The organism is Streptomyces subrutilus (genome assembly GCF_001746425.1).
GTDB lineage: Bacteria > Actinomycetota > Actinomycetes > Streptomycetales > Streptomycetaceae > Streptomyces > Streptomyces subrutilus_A.
This window is the reverse complement of the sequence record NZ_MEHK01000001.1, coordinates 5,453,937-5,476,082: the sequence shown is the minus strand read 5'-3', so window position 1 is coordinate 5,476,082 and position 22,146 is coordinate 5,453,937. Positions and strand designations below refer to the sequence as shown.

The window sequence follows — 22,146 nt, the reverse complement described above, 5'->3', positions numbered from 1 at the left end:
CTTTTTGTTGCGTACGCCACACCACATAAAAGCAACCTCCCCACTAAACGGACAAAAGGGCCCCCGGCGGACATGTCCGCCGGAGGCCCTTGTCGTACCGCCGTTGGGGTCAGTTGGTGACGACGCTCACGGCGCCGATCCCCAAGGCCCGCACCGGCTCCTCGATCTGCGCCGCGTCACCCACCAGCACGGTGACCAGCCGGTCCGCGGGGAAGGCGTTCACGACGGCCGACGTCGCCTCCACGGTGCCGGTCTCCGCTAGCCGGGCGTACAGCTGCGCCTGGTAGTCGTCCGGCAGCTCCTGCTCGACCTGGTCGGCCAGGGTGCCCGCGACCGAGGCCGCCGTCTCGAACTTGAGTGGGGCCACACCCACCAAGTTCTGCACCGCCACGTCCCGTTCGGTGTCGGTCAGGCCGCCCTCGGCGAGGGTGCGCAGCACCTTCCAGAGGTCCTCCAGCGCCGGGGCCGTGTTCGGGGTGTCCACCGAGCCGCTGATGGCGAGCATCGAGGCGCCCCGGCCGTCCGCGGTGGAGCGCAGCACCTGGCCGAAGGCCCGCACGCCGTACGTGTACCCCTTCTCCTCGCGCAGCACCTTGTCCAGGCGGGACGTCAGGGTGCCGCCCAGGCAGTACGTGCCGAGCACCTGGGCCGCCCAGACCCGGTCGTGCCGGTCCGGCCCGATCCGGCCGATGAGCAGCTGGGTCTGGACCGCGCCGGGCCGGTCCACGATGACCACGCGGCCGGTGTCGTCGGCGGTCACCGGCGGCACCGGGAGGGGCTCGGCGGAGTTGCCCGTCCAGGCGCCCAGGGTGTCGGCGAGGACCTCGTCCAGGTCGATGCCGGTCAGGTCGCCGACGACCACCGCGGTGGCCGTGGCGGGGCGTACGTGGGCCTCGTAGAAGGCGCGTACGGCCGCGGAGTCGATCCGGGCGACGGTCTCCTCGGTGCCCTGGCGCGGGCGGGACATGCGCAGGCTCGCCGGGAACAGCTCCTTGGAGAGCTGCTTGGCGGCGCGGCGCTGCGGGTTGGCCAGCTCGTGCGGGATCTCGTCGAGCCGGTTGCGCACCAGCCGGTCGACCTCGGCGTCGGCGAAGGCCGGGGCGCGCAGGGCCTCGGCGAGCAGGCCGAGCGCCTTGGGCAGCCGGGAGGCGGGGACCTCCAGGGAGACCCGCAGGCCCGGGTGGTCGGCGTGCGCGTCGAGGGTGGCGCCGCAGCGCTCCAGCTCGGCGGCGAACTCCTCGGCGGAGTGCTTGTCGGTGCCCTCGGACAGGGCGCGGGCCATGATGGTCGCCACGCCGTCCAGGCCCTCGGGCTCGGCGTCCAGCGGGGCGGCGAGGTTGACCTCGACCGCGATCACCTGCTGGCCCGGGCGGTGGCAGCGCAGCAGGGTCAGGCCGTTGGACAGCACCGAGCGGTCGGGGGCCGGGAAGGCCCACGGCTGCGGCTCGCCGGCCTGCGGGCGCGGGTGGAAGGTCATCGTGACGGCTGCGGTGTCGCTCACTGCTCCGCCCCCTCGTTCTCGTCGTCGTTCTCGGCGGACTCGTCGGAGCCGGCCAGCGGCTCGTAGACCAGCACCGCGCGGTTGTCCGGGCGCAGCCGCGCCGCGGCCACCGCCTGCACTTCCTCGGCGGTCACGGACAAGACCCGCTGGACGGCGGTCAGGGCGAGCTGCGGGTCGCCGAAGAGCACCGCGAACCGGCACAGTTCGTCGGCCCGGCCCGCGACCGTGCTCAGCCGGTCCAGCCACTCGCGTTCCAGCTGCGCCTGGGCGCGCTCCATCTCCTCGGCCGTCGGGCCCTCGGCGGCGAACCGCGCGAGCTCCTCGTCCACGGCCGCCTCGATGGCGGGGACCTCTACCCCGCCGGAGGTCTTGACGTCCAGCCAGCCCAGCGAGGGCGCTCCGGCCAGGCGCAGCAGGCCGAAACCCGCGGCGACGGCCGTCTGGTCGCGGCGTACCAGGCGGTTGTGGAGCCGCGAGGACTCGCCGCCGCCCAGGACGGTCAGCGCCACGTCGGCGGCGTCGCACTCGCGGGTGCCGTCGTGCGGGAGCCGGTAGGCGGCCATCAGCGCACGCGCCGGGACCTCCTCGACGATCTCCTCGCGCAGTTCGCGGCCGATGACCTCGGGCAGCGAACCGTCGCGCGGCGGCTGCTTGCCGTCGTGCGACGGGATGGTGCCGAAGTACTTCTCCACCCACGCGAGGGTGCGCTCCGGGTCGATGTCGCCGACGATCGACAGGACCGCGTTGTTGGGCGCGTAGTACGTGCGGAAGAAGGCGCGCGCGTCCTCGAGGGAGGCGGCGTCCAGATCGGCCATGGAGCCGATCGGCGTGTGGTGGTACGGGTGGCCCTCGGGGTAGGCGAGGGCGGTCAGCCGCTCGAAGGCGGTGCCGTAGGGGACGTTGTCGTACCGCTGGCGGCGCTCGTTCTTGACGACGTCGCGCTGGTTCTCCATGGACTCCTCGTCCAGGGCGGCCAGCAGCGAGCCCATCCGGTCCGCCTCCAGCCACAGGGCGAGCTCCAGCTGGTGGGTCGGCATCGTCTCGAAGTAGTTGGTGCGTTCGAAGCTGGTGGTGCCGTTGAGGGATCCTCCGGCGCCCTGGACCAGCTCGAAGTGCCCGTTGCCCGGTACGTTCGCCGAGCCCTGGAACATGAGGTGCTCGAAGAGGTGAGCCAGGCCGGTACGCCCCTTGACTTCGTGACGCGAGCCGACGTCGTACCAGAGGCAGACCGCGGCGACCGGGGTCAGGTGGTCCTCGGACAGCACCACGCGCAGGCCGTTGGCCAGCCGGTGCTCGGTCGCTGTCAGGCCGCCGGAGCCGGCCTGGGCTGTGGCCGTGTGACCCATGGGCATGTGGTCCCTTCGATACGCGATGCAGAGATTTCCGTCAGACCTGCCACTGTATGCAAGCGCGACGGCGACCGGATAAGTTCCCGGGTCACCCCCTGGGGTCGGAGTCCGGGTTGTCGGTGCCTCGGGCCACAATGGTCCGCGTCAGACCCCCAGCACACCCATTCTTGGTTAAGGAGCCGCGCAGCGATGGCCCGCCGCAGCACGAAGACCCCGCCGCCGGAGGATTTCGAGGAGAAGATCCTCGACATCGACGTCGTCGACGAAATGCAGGGCTCCTTCCTCGAGTACGCGTACTCGGTGATCTACTCCCGTGCCCTGCCCGATGCCCGCGACGGCATGAAGCCGGTGCACCGCCGCATCGTGTACCAGATGAACGAGATGGGTCTGCGCCCCGACCGCGGCTACGTCAAGTGCGCCCGCGTCGTCGGCGAGGTCATGGGCAAGCTCCACCCGCACGGCGACGCGTCGATCTACGACGCCCTCGTCCGCATGGCCCAGCCCTTCTCGATGCGGCTGCCGCTGGTCGACGGCCACGGCAACTTCGGTTCGCTCGGCAACGACGACCCGCCGGCCGCGATGCGTTACACCGAGTGCAAGATGGCCGACGCCACGTCACTGATGACGGAGTCGATCGACGAGGACACCGTCGACTTCACCGCCAACTACGACGGCCAGGAGCGGGAGCCGGTCGCCCTGCCCGCCGCCTACCCGAACCTGCTGGTCAACGGCGCGTCCGGGATCGCGGTCGGCATGGCCACCAACATGCCCCCGCACAACCTCGGCGAGGTCATCGCGGCCGCCCGCCACTTGATCCGCTACCCGCACGCGGACCTGGAGGCGCTGATGCGCTTCGTCCCGGGTCCCGACCTGCCCACGGGCGGCCGGATCGTCGGGCTGTCGGGGATCAAGGACGCGTACGAGAACGGCCGCGGCACCTTCAAGATCCGCGCGACGGTGGCGGTGGAGAACGTGACGGCGCGCCGCAAGGGCCTGGTCGTCACGGAGCTGCCCTTCACGGTCGGCCCCGAGAAGGTCATCGCGAAGATCAAGGACCTGGTCGGCTCGAAGAAGCTCCAGGGCATCGCGGACGTCAAGGACCTCACCGACCGCTCGCACGGCCTGCGCCTGGTCATCGAGATCAAGAACGGCTTCCACCCGGAGGCCGTGCTCGAGCAGCTCTACAAGCTGACGCCGATGGAGGAGTCCTTCGGCATCAACAACGTGGCGCTGGTGGACGGGCAGCCGCTCACGCTCGGCCTCAAGGAGCTGCTGGAGGTCTACCTCGACCACCGCTTCGAGGTCGTCCGGCGGCGCAGCGAGTTCCGCCGCGGCAAGCGGCGCGACCGCCTGCACCTGGTCGAGGGCCTGCTGGTGGCGCTGCTCGACATCGACGAGGTCATCCGGCTCATCCGGGACAGCGACAACTCGGCGCAGGCGAAGGAGCGCCTCATCGAGCGCTTCTCGCTCAGCGAGATCCAGACCCAGTACATCCTGGACACCCCGCTGCGCCGGCTCACCCGCTTCGACCGGATCGAGCTGGAGTCCGAGCGCGACCGGCTGACGGGCGAGATCGACGAGCTGACCGGGATCCTGGACTCCGACAGCGAGCTGCGCAAGCTGGTCTCCTCGGAACTGGCCGCGGTCGCCAAGAAGTTCGGCACCGAGCGCCGCACGGTCCTGCTGGAGTCGGCCGCCGCCGCGGTCGGGGCGGTCCCGCTGGAGGTCGCGGACGACCCCTGCCGCGTGCTGCTGTCCTCCACGGGCCTGCTGGCACGCACGGTGACCGGCGAGGCGCTGCCGGAGGAGGAGGGCGGCGCCCGGGCCAAGCACGACCTGATCGTCTCGCAGGTCGCGGCGACCGCCCGCGCCGACGTGGGCGCGGTCACCTCGTACGGGCGGCTGCTGCGGCTGTCGGTGATCGACCTGCCGCAGCTGCCGGACACCCACGCCGCGCCGAACCTCGCCGGCGGCGCCCCGGTCTCGGAGTTCCTCTCCGGGCTGGAGGCGGACGAGAAGCTGGTCTGCCTGACCTCGCTGGACGAGTCCTCGCAGGGCCTGGCGCTGGGCACCGAGCAGGGCGTGGTCAAGCGGGTCGTGCCGGACTACCCGTCCAACAAGGAAGAGCTGGAGGTCATCACCCTCAAGGAGGGCGACCGGATCGTCGGCGCGGTCGAGCTGCGCACGGGCGAGGAGGACCTGGTCTTCCTCACCGACGACGCCCAGCTGCTGCGCTACCCCGCCTCGCAGGTGCGCCCGCAGGGCCGCCCGGCGGGCGGTATGGCGGGCATCAAGCTCGCGGAGAACGCCAAGGTGATCCACTTCTCCGCCGTGGACCCGGCCCGGGACGCGATGGTGTTCACCGTCGCGGGCTCGCACGGGACCCTGGACGACTCGGTGCTGTCCGGCAAGCTGACCCCCTTCGACCAGTACCCGCGCAAGGGCCGCGCCACGGGCGGCGTGCGCTGCCAGCGGTTCCTCAAGGGCGAGGACGTACTGGTGCTGGCCTGGGCGGGCAACGCGCCGGTCCGGGCGGCCGCGGCGAACGGCACACCGGCCGCGCTGCCGGCCGTGGACCCGCGCCGCGACGGCTCGGGGACGGCGCTGCCCGCCACCGTGGCGGCGCTGGCCGGGGGCGCGCTGTAGGACGGAGGCCGTCCCACGGGTGGTGCGCCCAGCAGGGGACGTACCACCCGAAGGGCGACTAGTGTCTTCCCTCTTGGCACTGGCGGTGGGGCGGGGAGAACAGAGCTGATGAGTCGTCGCGCGGGCGGAGTGATCGGGGACTGGGCGGAGGCCCAGCGCCGGATGCAGCAGACGCAGCAGATCCAGCAGGGGCAGGCCGAGCGGCGGCTGCGGGAGCAGCGGGCCGCGGACCGGCAGTACCGCGAGGCCGAGGCCCGGCGGCGTACGGAGCGGATCGAGGCCGAAGTCGCCGCCCTGCAGGGCCTGCTGGCCGCGGGATGCCGGGCACCGGCGTTCCGGATGGCCGGGCTGGTCCGGTCCGAGCAGCTCGAACCCTTCGCCCCGGGCACGCTGGCGCATCCCGTGCCGATGCCGCAGCTGCACCAGTTCCAGCAGCAGAGCTCGGGCTGGACGCTCGGCTCGAACCGGCGGGCGCAGGCCGAGCGCGAGGCCCATGCCCGCTACACGCAGGCCTGGCAGGCCGCGCACGCCGCGGAGGCGCAGCGGCAGCAGCAGCTGGCGGCGTACCGGCAGCAGTACGACCGCTGGGCGGCGGACCAGCTGGCCGGGATCCGCGCGCACAACTCCGGCCTCACCGCCCTGGCCGGGGCGCTACGGGCGGGCGACGCCGATGTCGTGGTGCAGTACTTCTCGGCCGCCCTGTACGCCTCCACGGCCTGGCCCGAGCAGTTGCCGAGGCAGGTGGCGGCCGCGTACGACCCGGGGGCCCGCCAGCTGGTGCTGGACTGGGAGCTGCCGGGGTACGCGGTGGTGCCCGAAGCCAAGTCGGTGCGGTACGTGCAGAGCACCGGCCAGGACAAGGAGACGGCCCGCCCGGTCGGCCGGCGGCGGGCCCTGTACCGGGACTTGCTGGCGCAGTGCGTCCTGCTGGTGGTGCACGAGCTGTACGCGGCGGACGAGTTCGGCGTCCTGGACTCCGTGGTCGTCAACGGCTTCGTGGACGCCCACGATCCGGTGACGGGCCGGGAGGCACAGCTCGTGCTCGCCACGGTGTCGGCGGCCCGGTCCGCCTTCGAGGGGCTGCGGCTGGAGCAGGTCAGCGCGGTGGACTGCCTCGTGGAGGGCTTGCGCGGACAGCTGTCGGCGCGACCCGACCAGCTGACCGCGGTACGCCCCGGGCGCAGGCCGGACGAGGTCGGCGGCGGGGTCGTCAGCCACGGCGGGCACGCGGGCGACGGGCAGGATGAGCCCGACCTGTTCGAGATGGACCCGATCGCCTTCGAGAACCTGGTGGCCGAACTCTTCCGGGCGATGGGCATGGAGGCGCTGACCACCCAGCGGTCGGGCGACGGCGGAGTGGACATCGAGGCGAACGACCCCTCCCCGATCACGGGCGGACGGATCGTGGTGCAGGTCAAGCGCTACCGGAACACGGTGTCCCCCACGGCGGTGCGGGACCTGTACGGCACGGTCCAGGACAAGGGGGCGAACAAGGGGGTGCTGGTCACCACCGCGTCCTTCGGGCCGGGGTCGTACACCTTCGCCAACGGCAAGCCGCTGGAACTGGTTCCCGGCGACAAGCTCGTGGAGCTGCTGCACCAGTACGGGCTGCGCGGCCGCCTCGGCGGCGGTCCCGCGGGCATCCCCGCGCAGCGCGCCCCGGAGCCCGACCCGTCCCCGGACCACAACGTGCTCGGCATGTCCTGGTCGGGTGCGGTCGCGCTCGACGTGTGCGCGCTGGTCTGCACGGGCCGCCGGGTGCTGAGCGAGGACCACTTCGTCTTCTTCAACAACCCGGGGACGCCGGACGGTTCGGTGCGCACCCGCGCCCACACGGCGCCCGACAAGGCCGCGCTGGAGGTCACCTTCGAGGCCCTGCCCCGGGAGGCCGACCGGCTGGTCCTGGTGGCCGCGATCGACCCGGAGGCCGATCCGCACGCCGACCTGGCCGGTTTCACCGACGCCCGGATCCGGCTCCTCGACGCGGCGGGCGCGGAGGCCGGACAGCTGGAGGTCTCCGACGGCCGGGCCGGCGAGACCGCGCTCGTCCTCGGCTCCTTCCGCCGCCGGGCCAACGGCGACTGGGACTTCGTGATCGGCGGCAAGGGCTACCGGGGCGGGCTGGAGGACCTGCTGCGCGAGTACGGGGTCGACGTGGCTTAGACCTCGGGCTCGTACCCGTACTCGTACTCGGCGTCCGGCTCGGGCGCAGGCTCGGCCCGGGTCGGGGCGTCGGCCTCGGCGTCGGCGGTTTCGGCCTCCGGCCGCGCGGGCCGCGCCGGCTGGGCCACGTACCGCAGCACCCCCCACATGCTCTCGGGGCCGAGCTCGTGCGGCGCCTCCTCGCGGCAGGCCCCGAGCTCGCGCAGCAGGCCCGGGCCGTCGGTGCCGGAGCCGATCAGGACCAGCTGCGAGCTCCGGGGCTCGCCCCGACCCCAGGGCTGCGGGGAGAAACGCAGGAACCGGCCGACCGCGTGGACCTCGTACTTCTCGTCGTGCCCGGGGACGCCGAAGTGGACGAAGCCCTTGATCCGGTACAGCCCGGCGGGGCGGCGGTCGAGGAAGTCGATGAACCGGCGCGGCGAGAGGGCCTGCTCGGAGGCGAACTCGACGCTCTCGTACGCCGCGTGGGCGTGGGCGCTGTGGTCGTGGCCGTGGTCCTCGGCCTCCGCGAGCAGGTCCTCGAAGGAGAGCTGTCCGCGGGTCTCGGTCCACGGCCGCCGGTCGAAGAGCAGCTCGGGGTCGATCCGCCCGTGGTCGGCGCCGACGACCGGGATGCCCGGGGCGCACAGGGTGGCCAGCAGGCCTTCGATCCGGGCCCGTTCGTCAGCGTCCACGCGGTCGGTCTTGTTGAGGACGACCAGGTCCGCGACGGCGAGGTGCCGGTCGGTCTCCGGATGCCGGGACCGGGTCGCGTCGAACTCCGCCGCGTCCACGACCTCCACCATCCCGCCGTAGCGGATGGCGGGATTCTCGCTGGCCACGAGCATCCGGATCATTTCCTGGGGCTCGGCCAGGCCGCTCGCCTCGATGACGATCACGTCGATGCGGTGCTCGGGCGCGGCGAGCTTCTCCAGGTACGCGTCGAGCTCGCTGCCGTCGACGGCGCAGCACAGGCAGCCGCCGCCGAGGGAGACCATGGAGTCGCCGACCTGGCCGGCCACCGACATGGCGTCGATCTCGATCGACCCGAAGTCGTTGACGACGACCCCGATCCGGGTGCCGGCGCGGTGGGCGAGGAGGTGGTTGAGCACTGTGGTCTTGCCGGATCCGAGGAATCCGGCGAGGACGACGACGGGGATGGGCTGCCTGCTGTTCACCCGGTCGATCGTAGTCAGCCCAGCGCCGGCACCGGCTGCGGCGGGGTGGGGCCGGTGTACCGGGCGGCCGGACGGATGATCTTCGAGTCGGCGGCCTGTTCCAGGATGTTCGCGCTCCAGCCCACCACGCGGGCCGCGCAGAAGGTCGGGGTGAACATCTCGCGCGGGAGCCCGCACAGCTCCATGACCACGCCCGCGTAGAACTCCACGTTGGTGTGCAGCTCCCGGCCCGGCTTCAGTTCGGCGAGGATCTCCTCGACCTGGCGCTCGACCTCGACGGCGAAGTCCACCAGGGGGCCGCCGAACCCGCGGGCGATGTCCCGCAGCATGCGCGAGCGCGGGTCCTCGGTGCGGTAGACGGGGTGCCCGAAGCCCATGATCCGCTCCCCCGCCAGGACCCGCTCGCGGATCCACGGGCCGATCCGGTCCGCGGTGCCGATGGCGTCCAGCGTGTCCAGGGCCCGGCTCGGGGCGCCGCCGTGCAGCGGGCCGGAGAGCGCCCCGATCGCGCCGGTCAGGCAGGCCGCGACGTCGGCGCCGGTGGAGGCGATGACCCGGGCGGTGAAGGTGGAGGCGTTGAAGCCGTGGTCGACGGTGGAGATGAGGTACCGCTCTATCGCGCGGGCCTTGACCGGGTCGGGCTCCTGCCCGGTCAGCATGTACAGGTAGTTGGCGGCGTAGGGGAGGTCGTCGCGCGGCTCCACCGGCTCCAGCCCCTGCCCCAGCCGGTACAGGGCGGTGAGCAGGGTCGGTACGGCGGCGCAGGCGGCCAGCGCGTCGGCGGCCCGGCGGTCCGGGCCGAGGTCGTAGACCGGGCGGAATCCGGCGGACGCGCCGAGCAGCGAGAGCGCGGTGCGCAGCCCGGCGAGGGGTCCGGAGAGTGCGGAGGCCCGGGCGAGGGCGGGCAGGGCGTCCCGTACCGCGGCGGGCAGCCGGCGCAGCGGGGCGGTCTCCGCCGCGAAGGCGGCGCGGCCGGCGGCGTCCGCGGGCAGCGTGCCGCGGAACATCAGGTGCCACACGTCCTCGAAGCTGCGGCTCTCGGCCAGTTCGACGGCCGAGAACTGGCGGTAGTGGTAGAAGCCCTCAAGGCCCCGGACGTCACCGAGCTCGGTCTCGGTGACCACGACTCCCGCGAGACCGCGGGGCACTGCGGTGGTGGTGTTCATGCATCGACCATCGATGATTGATGTAATCCTTGTCAACATTGATCGAATCAATGTATGTAAGCTGCCGTGCATGAACGAAGAGCGACGGCTGACCACCCGGCAGGCCGCCGAACTGCTCGGTGTGAAGCCCGCGACGGTGTACGCCTACGTGAGCCGGGGCCAGCTGACCAGCCGCCGCGACCCGGTGGGCCGCGGCAGCACCTTCGACGCGGCCGAGGTGGAGGAGCTCGCCCGGCGCAGCCGCCGGGAGGCGGCGGCGCCGTCCTCGGGGGAGCTCTCCGTCCGCACCTCGCTCACGCTCATCGAGGCCGACCGCTACTACTTCCGTGGCGTGGACGCGGTGGCCCTGGCCTCGCGGTACCGCTATGAGGAGGTGGCCGAGTGGCTCTGGACGGGAAGCCTCCCCCACGGCGCCCGGTTCACCGCTCCCCCGGAGCCCCTCGCCGCGGCCCGCCGGGCGGTGGCGGCCCTGCCCGGGCACAGCGGGCCGGTCGACCGGCTGCGGGTGGCCGTCGCCGCCGCGGCCGTCGCGGACCCGCTGCGCTTCGACCTGTCGGAGGAGGCCGTACTGGGCTCCGCGCGCTGCCTGATCCCCACGCTGGTCGGCGCCTTGCCGGTGCTGGGAGCCGACCGGTGGGCCGGGGACGCCCGTATCGCCCGGCGGCTGTGGCCGCGGCTCACCGGACGGGATCCCGACCCGGACGCCCTGGCCGCACTCGACCTGGCGCTGGCGCTGCTCGTCGACCACGATCTGGCCGCCTCCACCCTGGCCGTACGGGTGGCCGCGTCGGCGCGGGCCCATCCGTACGCGGCGGTGTCGGCGGGGCTCGGCGCGCTGGAGGGGCCGCTGCACGGCGCGGCCGGACGCCTGGCGCACCGGATGCTGGCGGAGGTGCTGGAGCGGGGCGCGGCCGCGCCGGTGGTGGCGGAGTACCTGCGGGCCGGGCGCCGGGTGCCGGGGCTCGGCCACCGGCTGTACCGGGGCGAGGACCCGCGGGCGCGGGCGCTGTTCGACCGACTGGAGGGCCTGCCGCAGGCGGCCCCCGCATTGGCCGCCGCGCGCGAGGTGGCCGCGGTGACGGGCCGGCAGGGCGGCCTGCACGCGAACGTGGATCTGGCGCTGGCGGTGCTGACGCTGTCGTGCGGGATGGCGGCGGAAGCCGGCGAGACGGTCTTCGCGGTGGCGCGTACGGCGGGCTGGATCGCGCACGCGCTGGAGGAGTACCAGGAGCGGCCGCTGCGGATGCGGCCGAGCGGGCAGTACCAGGGGCCCCGCCCGCCCCAGCCGATGCCGTGACGGACGCGGACCGGGTCGGCGGGTGCCGGCGGTCCGGCCGCGGTGTCAGGCCCGCAGCCAGACCGCCGTGTCCCGCGGGAGCAGCCCCGAGTCGTCCAGGGCGGAGCTGCCCGGCAAGAGCCGGGTGCGGGCCGGCAGCGGTACCGGCCCCTCGGAGAGGTTGACCACGCAGACCGGCCCGCCGGGGCGGGTGAACGGAGGACTCGCCGGGGGCGCGGACCTGAAGACCTGGAAGATCCTCCGCGACTGCCGCCTCAAAGGCGACGAAGTCCACCACGCCATGCTCGGCATCGCCCGCATGCACAACCTCGCCCGCCCCCGATAGGCGAGCGGACCGCCCGCGGCCGACCCGCCCCTGGCAGCTCAAAGATCATCTACGGGACAACCCTTAGACGGGGAAATTCCGCTCGGGCCCGAGGCGACCTACCGTTGCTACTCATGCGGTTCCTCCTCTTGAGCGCTCGGCGCCTCGGGCTGCCCAGACGGGCCGTCTCCCAGATCCTGCTGACCCAGCTGGCCATCGCCGCCGGGGTCGTCGTGCTGGCCACCGGGCTGTTCCTGGCGCCGCTGAGCGCGCAGCTCGACGACCAGGCCATGCGCCGAGCCCTGGCCATCGCCCAGAGCGCGGCGGCCGACCCGTCGCTCTCCGCCGACCTGCTGGACTCCGGGGCCGCCGAGGACAGCCCCGTGCAGTCCTCGGCGGAGCGGATCCGCCGGGCCACCGGCGCCGAGTACGTGGTCGTCCTCGACCTGGACGGCATCCGCCGCTCCCACCCGAGCCCCGACCGGATCGGGCTGCCGGTCTCCACCGACCCCAGCGACGCCCTGGCGGGCCGCGAGGTCATGGAGATCGACGAGGGGACCCTGGGCCGCTCGGCCCGCGGCAAGGTGCCGCTCCTGGCCGCCGACGGCGAGATCGTCGGCGCCGTCTCGGTCGGCATCGCCTACGACAGCGTCCGGGACCGGCTGCTCGGCGCCATCCCCGGCCTGCTGGCCTACGCGGGCGGGGCTCTCGCCGCGGGCGCGCTGGCCGCCTACCTGCTGTCGCGCAGGATCCACCGGCAGACCCGTGACCTCGCCTTCTCCGATATCGCCGGCCTGCTCGCCGAGCGCGAGGCGATGCTGCACTCCATCCGCGAGGGAGTGATCGCCCTCGACCGGCAGGACCGGATCCGGCTGGTCAACGACGAGGCCGCCCGCCTGCTCGGCCTGACACCGGATTCCGCCGCCTCGCTCGCCGGGCGCCCGCTGGAGGACGTCCTGGGCGCGGGGCGCACCGCCGACGTCCTGTCGGGCCGGGTCACCGGCCGCGACCTGGTCGCCGTCCAGGGTCCGCGTGTCCTGGTCGCCAACCGGATGCCCACCGAGGACGGCGGCGCCGTCGCCACCCTGCGCGACCGCACCGAGCTCGAGCACCTGGGCCGCGAGCTCGACTCCACCCGGGGCCTGATCGACGCCCTGCGCGCCCAGGACCACGAGCACGCGAACCGCCTCCACACCCTCCTCGGCCTGCTGGAGCTGGGCCTGCACGAGGAGGCCGCGGAGTTCGTCACCGAGGTCGTCGGGGTGCACCGCACCACCGCCGAACAGGTCACCGAGAAGGTCCACGACCCCCTGCTGGCGGCCCTCCTGGTGGGCAAGGCGACCGTCGCGGCGGAGCGCGGCGTCCCCCTGCGGCTGACCGCGGCCACCTTCCTCCCCGATCGCCTGGTCGACCCGGGAGGCCTCGTCACCATCCTCGGCAACCTGGTGGACAACGCCCTGGACGCCGCCGCCGGCTCCGCGTCGCCCCTGGTCGAGGTGGAGCTGAGCGCCGAGGGCAGCACCGCCGTGCTCCGGGTGCGCGACAGCGGCCCCGGGGTTCCCCCCGCGCGGCGCGAGGAGATCTTCACGGAGGGCTGGTCGACCAAGCAGCCCAAGGCCCACCGCGAGCGCGGGCTGGGCCTCGCCCTCGTACGGCGTCTCGCGGAACGCCAGGGCGGCAGCGCCCGGGCCGGCGGGGCAGCGGACGGAGGGGCGGAGTTCTCCGTCGTACTCCCGGAGGCCCTGCGGTGAACGAGACCCCGATCCACGTATTGGTCGTCGACGACGACATGCGTGTTGCCCGGATCAACGCCGCGTACGTGGCGAAGGTTCCCGGATTCGAAGTCGCCCACCAGGCCCATTGCGCGGCCGAGGCCATGGACTTCCTCACCGCGCACCCCGTGGACCTGGTCCTCCTCGACCACTACCTCCCGGACGAGAACGGCCTGGACCTGGTGCGCCGGCTGCGCCAGCACGGCCTGCGCACCGACGTGATCATGGTGACGGCCGCCCGCGACCTGGCCACCGTCCAGGCCGCCATGCGCCTGGGCGCCCTCCAATACCTGGTCAAACCCTTCACCTTCGCGGGACTGCGCACGAAGCTGGAGGCGTACGGGACGCTGCGCCGCACCCTGGAGACCGGCGGCGAGGCCGAACAGGCCGAGGTGGACCGCATCTTCGGCGCCCTCGCCACCGCCGGGTCCCCGAACGACCTTCCCAAGGGCCACTCCCCCACCACCGCGGAAGTGGTCCGCCAGGTCCTGCTGACGGCCGAAGGCCCGCTCTCCACCCAGCAGATCGCCGACCGTGCGGGCATCAGCCGCCAGACCGCCCAGCGCTACCTGAAACTGCTGGACCGCACCGGCCGTGTCACCCTCGCCCTGCGCTACGGCGAGACCGGTCGCCCCGAGCACCGCTACACCTGGCGCCCGTCCGACACCTCCTGAGCCGGCTCACACCGCCCCGGCCCCGGTCAGCGACCGGACCTCGGTCTGCGCGTGCTTGCGCTCGTCCGCCTCCTCACCCGAGGTGACGGTGCCGAGCCAGCCCGCCAGGAAGCCCAGCGGGATCGAGACGATGCCCGGGTTCTGCAAGGGGAACACCTGGAAGTCCACGCCCGGGAAGAGCGATTCGGGGCTTCCCGAGACCACCGGCGACAAGACGACCAGCAGCACCGCCGGGACCAGCCCTCCGTACACCGACCAGACCGCCCCCCGCGTGGTGAAGGCGCGCCAGAAGAGCGAGTACAGCAGCACCGGCAGATTGGCCGAGGCGGCCACCGCGAAGGCCAGGCCCACGAGGAAGGCGACGTTGAGGTCCTGCGCGAGCAGCCCCAGCGCGATCGCCACCGCCCCGATGCCGACGGCCGCCACCCGCGCCACCGCCACCTCGCTGCGCTGCCTGGCGTGCCGCCGCTTGAGGGAGGCGTACAGGTCGTGCGCGACGGACGCCGAGGAGGCGAGGGTGATCCCGGCGACCACGGCCAGGATGGTGGCGAAGGCGATGGCGGCCACGAAGGCGAAGAGCACCGCGCCCCCGGTGGAGCCGGCGCCGCCGCCGAGGAACGCCGCGAGCAGCGGAACGGCCGTGTTCCCGGAGGCGTTGGAGGCCCGCACCTGGTCCGGTCCCACCAGGGCGGCCGCACCGAAGCCGAGCACGATCGTCATCAGGTAGAAGCCGCCGATCAGCGCGATCGCCCACACCACCGAGCGGCGGGCGGCCCGCGCCGTGGGCACGGTGTAGAAGCGCGACAGGATGTGCGGCAGCCCGGCGGTACCCAGCACCAGCGCGAGGCCCAGGCTCATGAAGTCGAAACGGGCGGTCCAGTCCCCGCCGTACTTCAGCCCGGGGCTCAGGAAGCGCAGCCCGTGCCCGCTGCGGTCGGCGGCGGTGGTGAGCAGCTGGTCGAAGTTCCCGTGGAAGCGCAGGAGCACGAGCACCGTGAGGGTGATCGTCCCGCCCATCAGCAGGACGGCCTTCACGATCTGGATCCACGTCGTGGCCCGCATCCCGCCGAAGGACACGTAGACCACCATCAGCGCGCCCACGCCGATCACGGTGAGCGTCCGGGCCGTGGCCGTCGAATTCCCCAGCAGCAGGCCGACCAGGCTGCCCGCGCCCACCATCTGCGCGACCAGGTAGAGCACGGAGACGACCACCGAGGAGGTGCCCGCCGCGATGCGCACGGGCCGCTCGCTCATCCGGGCGGCGACCACGTCGGCGAGGGTGAAGCGCCCGCAGTTGCGGACGAGTTCGGCGACGAGGAACAGCACCACCAGCCAGGCCACGAGGAACCCCACCGAATACAGCATTCCGTCGTAGCCGAAGAGGGCGATGAGTCCGGAGATGCCGAGGAAGGAGGCGGCGGACATGTAGTCGCCCGCGATGGCGAAACCGTTCTCCATCGGGGAGAACAGCCGCCCGCCCGCGTAGAACTCCTCCGCCGACCCGTGCCGGTTGCGACTGACCCAGGTGGTGATGCCCAGGGTCACCGCGATGAACACGCTGAACAGGATCAGCGCGAGGGTCTGGTGCTCGGTGGTCACCGGCCGGCCCCCTTCGCCCGGTTCCGCTCCTGGCCGCGCTCCTGCTCGTAGACGGTCCAGCGCAGGTCGAGCGCGGCCCGGTCCCGGCGCAGCCGCGCGTGCCGGGCATAGGCCCAGGTCAGCAGGAAGGTGCTGAGGAACTGGCCGAGCCCCGCCACCATGGCCACGTTCACCGCGCCCGCCACGGGCCGGGCCATCAGGCCGGGCGCCGCGGTCGCGGCGACCACGTACGCGACGTACCAGAGGAAGAAACCGGCGGTCGCGGGGACGACGAACCTGCGGTAGCGGCTGCGGACCTCCTGGAAGGCGGCGCTGCGCTGCACTTCGAGGTAGATGTCGGATGCGCCGTGCGCGGGGTGCCCGCCGGGGGCCGGGTGGGGTGGGGAGGCGTCCCCTCCCTCGCCCCAGCCGACGGCCAGCGCGTCGTACCAGGGGTCGTCCAGCCGGATCGTTCCGGCATCACGACCTGCGTGCTTGTCCACCGAACTCTCCTTGTCCGCTGCCGCATTGGCCGCGTGCTCACAAGGATGTGCCGGTTGTCGCTTTCCGGACTGGTGTCCCGTCGCTCTTCACTCCATCAGGTGATGGAGTGAAGAGAGACGGTGTGCGAGGAGGGCCCGCCGGTCAGGCGTCGATGCGCGAGCGGTCCAACGTGGCCGCGGAGCTGGTGATGAACTCCTTGCGCGGCGCCACCTCGTTGCCCATGAGCAGGTCGAAGACCGTCTCGGCGGAGTCGAGGTCGCCGATGTTGATCCTGCGCAGGGTCCGGAACCGCGGGTCCATGGTGGTCTCCGCCAGCTGGTCCGCGTCCATCTCGCCGAGGCCCTTGTAGCGCTGGATGGAGTCCTTGTACCGGATGTTCTTGCGCTGGTACTCCAGCAGGGTCTGGCGCAGTTCGTTGTCCGAGTACGTGTAGACGTACTTGTCCTGGCCCTTCTTCGGCTGGACCAGCTCGATCCGGTGCAGCGGCGGCACGGCCGCGAACACCCGGCCCGCCTCGACCATCGGACGCATGTACCGCTGGAAGAGCGTGAGCAGCAGGCAGCGGATGTGCGCGCCGTCCACGTCGGCGTCGACGAGGAGGACGATCTTCCCGTACCGGGCGGCGTCGATGTCGAAGGTCCGGCCCGAGCCGGCTCCTATGACCTGGATGATCGCCCCGCACTCGGCGTTCTTGAGCATGTCCGAGACCGAGGACTTCTGGACGTTGAGGATCTTGCCCCGGATGGGCAGGAGCGCCTGGAACTCGGAATTGCGGGCGAGCTTCGCCGTGCCGAGGGCGGAGTCGCCCTCGACGATGAAGAGCTCGCTGCGGTCCACGTCGTCGCTGCGGCAGTCGGCGAGCTTGGCGGGCAGCGAGGAGGACTCCAGCGCGGTCTTGCGGCGCTGCGCCTCCTTGTGCTGGCGGGCCGCGATCCGGGTCCGCGCCGCCGCGACGATCTTCTCCATCACCGAGCGCGCCTGCTGCTTGTCGTCGCGCTTGGTGGAGGTCAGGAAGGCCTTGAGCTCCTTGGCGACGACGGCGGAGACGATCCGGGTCGCGGCCGAGGTGCCGAGGACCTCCTTGGTCTGGCCCTCGAACTGGGGCTCGGCGAGGCGGACGGTGACGACGGCCGTCATGCCCTCCATCGCGTCGTCCTTGACCACGTCGTCCTCGGCGACGCGCAGCAGCTTCGCCGAGCGCAGCACCTCGTTCACGGTCTTGGCGACGGAGCGCTCGAATCCGGAGACGTGGGTGCCGCCCTTGGGGGTGGCGATGATGTTCACGAAGGACTTGACGTTGGTCTCGTACCCCGTGCCCCAGCGCAGGGCGATGTCCACGCCCAGCTCGCGGGTGACCTCGGTGGGCGTCATGTGGCCGCGGTCGTCGAGGACGGGGACGGTCTCCTTGAAGGTGCCCGTGCCGGTCAGGCGCAGGACGTCGCAGACGGCCTTGTCCTGGGCGAGGTACTCGCAGAACTCGCTGATGCCCCCGTCGAAGCGGAACGTCTCCTCGGTCTTGCCCGACCCGTCGATGCCCCGCTCGTCGCGGACCACCAGGGTCAGGCCGGGGACGAGGAAGGCGGTCTGGCGGGCGCGCTGGTAGAGCGTCTCCAGGTTGAGCCGGGCGTCCTTGAGGAAGATCTGCCGGTCGGCCCAGTAGCGGACCCGCGTGCCGGTCCTGCCCTTGGCGATGCGCTTGACCTTGCGCAGGCCGTTCGCGGGGTCGAAAGGGCTGTCGGGCCCCTGCTCGGTGAACATTCCGGGGACGCCGCGGCGGAAGCTGATCGCGTGCGTGGAGCTGCCCCGGTCCACCTCGACGTCCAGCCGGGCGGAGAGGGCGTTGACCACGGAGGCGCCGACGCCGTGCAGGCCGCCGGAGGCCGCGTAGGAGCCGCCGCCGAACTTCCCGCCGGCGTGCAGCTTGGTCATGACGACCTCGACGCCGGACAGGCCGGTCTTGGGCTCGACGTCCACGGGGATGCCGCGGCCGTTGTCCCGCACCTCCACGGAGGCGTCCTCGTGGAGGATCACCTCGATGTGGTCGCAGTACCCCCCCAGGGCTTCGTCGACGGAATTGTCGATGATCTCCCAGAGGCAGTGCATGAGGCCCCGGCTGTCGGTCGAGCCGATATACATGCCGGGGCGCTTGCGGACGGCCTCCAGCCCTTCGAGGACGAGCAGGTGCCGCGCGGTGTAGTTGGAACCGTCCCGGTCTGCTCCGGACAGCAGCGCGCTGGAAGGCACGGACGTGTCGGCGGTCACGCAGTTCGCTCCTCGCTGAATTTCTTTTCTGGCCCGGTGGGGCGCAGGGGTGGCTCGGTTGCCCGTCGAAGGGTACCGAGGCCAGGTAGAGCCGATGCAACGCCACCCTCGCGCGTTCCGCAGCCTAGTCCAGATCCGCACGGACGTTCGATCCCCCGTGGGGGTGAAGGAAACATCACGTTCCCTTCCAGGCATGAACCATTTAGGGTTCGGGCACGTCCTCATGCACAACCTGGCCTTCAGCCGGGTGAGGATGGAACTGCAACGAGCGAACGACTGACAACGCGAAACCGTAAAGCAACGCAATACGGCTCCTTCGCCGCCAACCGGCAACAGCCGGCCAGCTTCGGAAGGAAGTTTCGAGGAAAAGCCGCGAGCGGGAACGTTTTCGGCCTGGTTGGATGTTGACCCTGGTACGACAGCTCGTCGAGCTAGAGAAGAGGCGACGTGACTACTGTTCTGACACCCGCGACCCCGCTGACGGCCGCTGACCGATGCGACCGTTGCGGCGCCCAGGCATATCTGCGCGTCGTCCTGCTGAGCGGCGGTGAACTGCTCTTCTGCGCCCACCACGGACGCAAGTTCGAGCCGGAACTCAAGAAGATCGCCGCGGAAATACAGGATGAGACCGAGCGGCTCACGTCCGCTCCGGCTGCCCATGCCGAACCCGAGGACCGCTGACACAGGCCTGTTCCTCGCATCCGACGAGCCAGGACCGGCCAGGCCGGTCGACGGGCGGCACCCCCTGAGACCCAGGGGGTGCCGCCCGTCCTCGTATCCGCATCCCGTAAGCCCCCGCAGCCGCGGGCTTACGGGACCTGTGCGGGGGGATGCCCCGTTACGGGCCCTGCACCCGCCCCTGAGGCCCTCCCGGGGGTGGAGCCTGGGTCCTGCACCCCGACGGGCTGCGCGCCGCTCTCCGAGCCCGTCACGAAGCTGACGAGCGGTGCGATGCGCGTGTACACCCCCGGGCTGTCGGCCCGCCCGCAGCCGCGCCCCCACGACACCAGGCCGATGAGCCGCCCCTGGGCCACCAGCGGTCCCCCGCTGTCGCCCTGGCACGCGTCCTTGCCGCCGCCGCCGTCGCCCGCGCACACCATCGATTCCGCCCGGTACTGGCCGCTCAGGTCTCCCGGATAGGCGCGCGCGCAGGTCTCGTCGGACAGCACGGTCACCCGCGCGGCACGCAGCGCGTACGCGTAGTCGCCAAAGCCGCTGGTGTCGCCCCAGCCGTACACGGCCGCCTCGGTTCCGGGCGCGTAGGCGGAGTGGCCTGCTCCGGCCATGGGGAGCACGTAGTGCGCGGGCAAGGACTCCGTGAGCTCCAGGACGGCGAGGTCGCCGGCATTGCTCGTGGGGTCGTACTCCGGATTCACGCGCGCGCCGCGCACCGGGATCTCCCGGCCGTCGCCCGCCCCCAGCTCCGTACGCCCGGCGACCACCCGGAGGTCGCGTACCGACTCGACGGAGCCGCCCAGCACGTCGCGGCCCAGGCAGTGGGCCGCCGTCAGCACCTTCGCCGGGGCCACCACCACGCCCCCGCAGAACTGCCCGCCCCGCGTACCCCCGAACCGGTCACGGCTGGCCAGGGCCACGACCCAGGGGCTCTCGCCGGCCTTGACCGGCTTGCCGCCGATCACCACGCTGTCCGCGGCCGCCCGGGGCGCCTGGACCAGGGGCGCAGCGGCCACGCCCGCCGCCAGGGTCAGCGCTCCCGCCAGAGCGCGGGCAATGGGACGACGCATGAGGCCTCCTGACTCCGAGTGTGCATGACTCCACCCAGAGTGGGATGACCGGTGGCCGTGCGCACCCGCGCGGCCACCGCCGTACCGTCGGCCTCGGCGCCCGTCCCGGTGCCGGACGGGCCGGTCAGTCGAGGTAGTCGCGCAGCACCTGGGACCTCGAGGGGTGGCGCAGCTTCGACATCGTCTTGGACTCGATCTGGCGGATGCGCTCACGCGTGACGCCGTAGACCTTGCCGATCTCGTCGAGGGTCTTGGGCTGGCCGTCCGTGAGGCCGAAGCGCATCGAGACCACGCCGGCCTCGCGCTCGCTCAGGGTGTCGAGCACCGAGTGCAGCTGCTCCTGCAGGAGCGTGAAGCTGACGGCGTCGGCCGGGACGACGGCTTCGGAGTCCTCGATGAGGTCACCGAACTCGCTGTCGCCGTCCTCGCCGAGCGGCGTGTGCAGGGAGATCGGCTCGCGGCCGTACTTCTGGACCTCGATGACCTTCTCGGGAGTCATGTCGAGTTCCTTGGCCAGCTCCTCCGGGGTGGGCTCGCGGCCCAGGTCCTGGAGCATCTGGCGCTGCACGCGGGCGAGCTTGTTGATGACCTCGACCATGTGCACCGGGATGCGGATGGTGCGGGCCTGGTCGGCCATGGCGCGCGTGATCGCCTGGCGGATCCACCAGGTCGCGTACGTGGAGAACTTGTAGCCCTTGGTGTAGTCGAACTTCTCGACCGCGCGGATCAGACCCAGGTTGCCCTCCTGGATCAGGTCCAGGAAGAGCATGCCGCGGCCGGTGTAGCGCTTGGCGAGGGAGACCACGAGGCGGAGGTTGGCCTCCAGCAGGTGGTTCTTCGCCCGGCGGCCGTCCTCCGCGATGATCTCCAGCTCGCGCTTGAGCTTGGGCGCCAGCTTGTCCGAGTTCGCCAGCTTGTCCTCGGCGAAGAGGCCGGCCTCGATGCGCTTGGCCAGCTCGACCTCCTGCTCGGCGTTGAGCAGCGGGACCTTGCCGATCTGCTTGAGGTAGTCCTTGACGGGGTCGGCGGTGGCCCCGGCGACGACCACCTGCTGGGCGGGGGCGTCGTCCTCGTCGTCCGAGATGACGAAGCCCTTGTTCTCGCCGCCTTCCTCCTCCTCGTCGGCCTCGGCCTTGGCGGCGTCGGGACCCTCTTCCGGGGTCTCCTCGTCACCGGACTCGTCGGCGTCCTTCTTGGAGGCGGTCTTCTTCGCGGCCGTCTTCTTGGCTGCGGCCTTCTTGGCGGGTGCCGCCTTCTTCGCCGCCGTCTTCTTGGCCGCCGCCTTCTTCGCGGCGGGCTCGGTTCCGGGCTCCTGCGCGAGGGCGTCCGCGGTCTCCGGGTCCGCCGTCTCGGCCGCAGGGGCGGCGGCGGAGGTGGCCGCGGGCTGGGCCGCCGTGGTCTTGACCGCCGCCTTCTTGGCAACGGGCTCGGTGGCCGTCCGCTTGGCCGGGCTCTTCGCTGCGACGCTCTTGCGGGTGGTGCGCTTGGGCGACTCCGCGGCACTGACCATCAGCGTCACACCCTCTTCCTCGAGGATCTGGTTGAGGCTGCGCAGAACATTCTTCCACTGGGTCGCAGGAATCTGGTCAGCCTCGAAGGCCCGACGCACGTCATCGCCGGCGATCTGCCCCTCGGCCTTGCCCCGCTCGATGAGCGCCATCACAGACTCGGAATCGGCGATCTCCGGCGGGAGCGTACGGGATGTGCTGGCCGACACGAACAACCTCTCGGAACGATGGGAACGGCTTCCGACCCCGGGCCTGGTGGTGCTGGACCGGAGCCGACGACCACCGACTGGGGATGGGCCGGGGGCGCGGGCAGGGGCCGGGGAGCTGCACAGCACCCGCAAGGGCTGCTGTCTTCCCTCCGTCGGCCATCACCTCTTAGGTCATCGCGTGACCTCGCAGAGCGTTACGCCCAATCTTCGTGGCCCGAGTCACACCACGTATGCGGCAATGCCGGTCATAAGGTCATACGCGCGGTTCCCGCCCGGGCGGGATGCGGCACCGCACGCCGGTGTCGCCGGAC

15 protein-coding genes and 1 pseudogene are annotated in these 22,146 nt (G+C 72.1%); 7 read left to right on the top strand and 9 right to left on the bottom strand.

Annotated features, from left to right (window positions below; translation table 11 throughout):
* Nucleotides 1-109: 109 nt before the first annotated feature.
* Complete coding sequence (locus BGK67_RS25685) at nt 110-1,477, bottom strand: M16 family metallopeptidase (protein WP_069924105.1); 1,368 nt, start codon at nt 1,475-1,477, stop codon at nt 110-112.
* A gap of 20 nt (nt 1,478-1,497) precedes the next feature.
* Nucleotides 1,498-2,847: a M16 family metallopeptidase gene (locus tag BGK67_RS25680; protein WP_069922290.1), complete on the bottom strand. Its 1,350-nt coding sequence runs from the start codon at nt 2,845-2,847 to the stop codon at nt 1,498-1,500.
* A gap of 192 nt (nt 2,848-3,039) precedes the next feature.
* Between BGK67_RS25680 and BGK67_RS25675 the strand changes: the two genes are divergently transcribed.
* Both BGK67_RS25675 and BGK67_RS25670 read left to right on the top strand, forming a co-directional pair.
* The gene (locus BGK67_RS25675) at nt 3,040-5,496 is read left to right on the top strand and encodes a DNA gyrase/topoisomerase IV subunit A (RefSeq protein ID WP_069922289.1); all 2,457 of its coding nucleotides are present in this window, start codon (nt 3,040-3,042) and stop codon (nt 5,494-5,496) included.
* A 108-nt stretch (nt 5,497-5,604) separates the two neighbouring features.
* Complete coding sequence (locus BGK67_RS25670; protein WP_069922288.1) at nt 5,605-7,659, top strand: restriction endonuclease; 2,055 nt, start codon at nt 5,605-5,607, stop codon at nt 7,657-7,659.
* On the opposite strand, the gene BGK67_RS25665 is transcribed toward BGK67_RS25670, so the two are convergent.
* Nucleotides 7,656-8,816: a CobW family GTP-binding protein gene (locus BGK67_RS25665; RefSeq protein WP_069922287.1), complete on the bottom strand. Its 1,161-nt coding sequence runs from the start codon at nt 8,814-8,816 to the stop codon at nt 7,656-7,658. The two genes, BGK67_RS25670 and BGK67_RS25665, sit on opposite strands and share 4 nt — an antisense overlap.
* Nucleotides 8,817-8,830: 14 nt before the next feature.
* On the bottom strand, nt 8,831-9,982 hold the full coding sequence (locus tag BGK67_RS25660; protein ID WP_069922286.1) for a citrate synthase/methylcitrate synthase: 1,152 nt from the start codon (nt 9,980-9,982) through the stop codon (nt 8,831-8,833).
* 70 nt (nt 9,983-10,052) lie between these two features.
* Here BGK67_RS25660 and BGK67_RS25655 point away from each other — a divergent pair, with 70 nt between their 5' ends.
* The 4 genes and pseudogenes from BGK67_RS25655 to BGK67_RS25645 all read left to right on the top strand — a co-directional run bounded on the left by BGK67_RS25655 (nt 10,053) and on the right by BGK67_RS25645 (nt 14,029).
* A complete protein-coding gene (locus tag BGK67_RS25655; protein WP_069922285.1) occupies nt 10,053-11,279 on the top strand; it encodes a citrate synthase in 1,227 nt (408 codons plus the stop codon).
* 214 nt (nt 11,280-11,493) lie between these two features.
* Nucleotides 11,494-11,604 (top strand): annotated as a pseudogene (locus BGK67_RS37700) (IS5/IS1182 family transposase); the annotation flags it as partial.
* A gap of 113 nt (nt 11,605-11,717) precedes the next feature.
* On the top strand, nt 11,718-13,334 hold the full coding sequence (locus BGK67_RS25650; RefSeq protein ID WP_069922284.1) for an ATP-binding protein: 1,617 nt from the start codon (nt 11,718-11,720) through the stop codon (nt 13,332-13,334).
* Nucleotides 13,331-14,029 (top strand): DUF7342 family protein, encoded by a 699-nt coding sequence (locus BGK67_RS25645; protein WP_079154370.1) that lies wholly within the window; start codon nt 13,331-13,333, stop codon nt 14,027-14,029. The genes BGK67_RS25650 and BGK67_RS25645 overlap by 4 nt, the downstream gene beginning before the upstream one ends.
* A 6-nt stretch (nt 14,030-14,035) precedes the next feature.
* On the opposite strand, the gene BGK67_RS25640 is transcribed toward BGK67_RS25645, so the two are convergent.
* From BGK67_RS25640 to BGK67_RS25630, 3 genes are all read right to left on the bottom strand, one after another.
* Entirely contained in the window at nt 14,036-15,628 is a 1,593-nt protein-coding gene (locus BGK67_RS25640) for a solute symporter family protein (RefSeq protein WP_069922283.1), read from the bottom strand.
* A complete protein-coding gene (locus BGK67_RS25635) occupies nt 15,625-16,110 on the bottom strand; it encodes a DUF485 domain-containing protein (protein ID WP_069922282.1) in 486 nt (161 codons plus the stop codon). The genes BGK67_RS25640 and BGK67_RS25635 overlap by 4 nt, the downstream gene beginning before the upstream one ends.
* Before the next feature lie 142 nt (nt 16,111-16,252).
* Nucleotides 16,253-18,373 carry a DNA gyrase/topoisomerase IV subunit B gene (locus BGK67_RS25630; protein WP_069922281.1) on the bottom strand — a complete coding sequence of 707 codons (2,121 nt, stop codon included), beginning with the start codon at nt 18,371-18,373 and terminating at the stop codon, nt 16,253-16,255.
* Between the two features lie 447 nt (nt 18,374-18,820).
* Here BGK67_RS25630 and BGK67_RS25625 point away from each other — a divergent pair, with 447 nt between their 5' ends.
* Entirely contained in the window at nt 18,821-19,054 is a 234-nt protein-coding gene (locus BGK67_RS25625; protein ID WP_030028922.1) for a DUF7455 domain-containing protein, read from the top strand.
* 128 nt (nt 19,055-19,182) lie between these two features.
* Here BGK67_RS25625 and BGK67_RS25620 read toward each other — a convergent pair whose 3' ends face one another.
* Both BGK67_RS25620 and BGK67_RS25615 read right to left on the bottom strand, forming a co-directional pair.
* Nucleotides 19,183-20,118, bottom strand: coding sequence for a serine protease (locus BGK67_RS25620; RefSeq protein WP_079154369.1), 936 nt, complete (start codon nt 20,116-20,118; stop codon nt 19,183-19,185).
* A 124-nt stretch (nt 20,119-20,242) separates the two neighbouring features.
* The gene (locus BGK67_RS25615; protein WP_069922280.1) at nt 20,243-21,841 is read right to left on the bottom strand and encodes an RNA polymerase sigma factor; all 1,599 of its coding nucleotides are present in this window, start codon (nt 21,839-21,841) and stop codon (nt 20,243-20,245) included.
* Between the last annotated feature and the right edge of the window lie 305 nt (nt 21,842-22,146).

Bases quoted from the DNA above. Each gene is read 5' to 3' on its own strand.
- BGK67_RS25685 (WP_069924105.1), bottom strand. From the start codon at position 1,477: ATGACCTTCCACCCGCGCCCGCAGGCCGGCGAGCCGCAGCCGTGGGCC.
- BGK67_RS25680 (WP_069922290.1), bottom strand. From the start codon at position 2,847: ATGGGTCACACGGCCACAGCCCAGGCCGGCTCCGGCGGCCTGACAGCG.
- BGK67_RS25675 (WP_069922289.1), top strand. From the start codon at position 3,040: ATGGCCCGCCGCAGCACGAAGACCCCGCCGCCGGAGGATTTCGAGGAG.
- BGK67_RS25670 (WP_069922288.1), top strand. From the start codon at position 5,605: ATGAGTCGTCGCGCGGGCGGAGTGATCGGGGACTGGGCGGAGGCCCAG.
- BGK67_RS25660 (WP_069922286.1), bottom strand. From the start codon at position 9,982: ATGAACACCACCACCGCAGTGCCCCGCGGTCTCGCGGGAGTCGTGGTC.
- BGK67_RS25655 (WP_069922285.1), top strand. From the start codon at position 10,053: ATGAACGAAGAGCGACGGCTGACCACCCGGCAGGCCGCCGAACTGCTC.
- BGK67_RS25650 (WP_069922284.1), top strand. From the start codon at position 11,718: ATGCGGTTCCTCCTCTTGAGCGCTCGGCGCCTCGGGCTGCCCAGACGG.
- BGK67_RS25620 (WP_079154369.1), bottom strand. From the start codon at position 20,118: ATGCGTCGTCCCATTGCCCGCGCTCTGGCGGGAGCGCTGACCCTGGCG.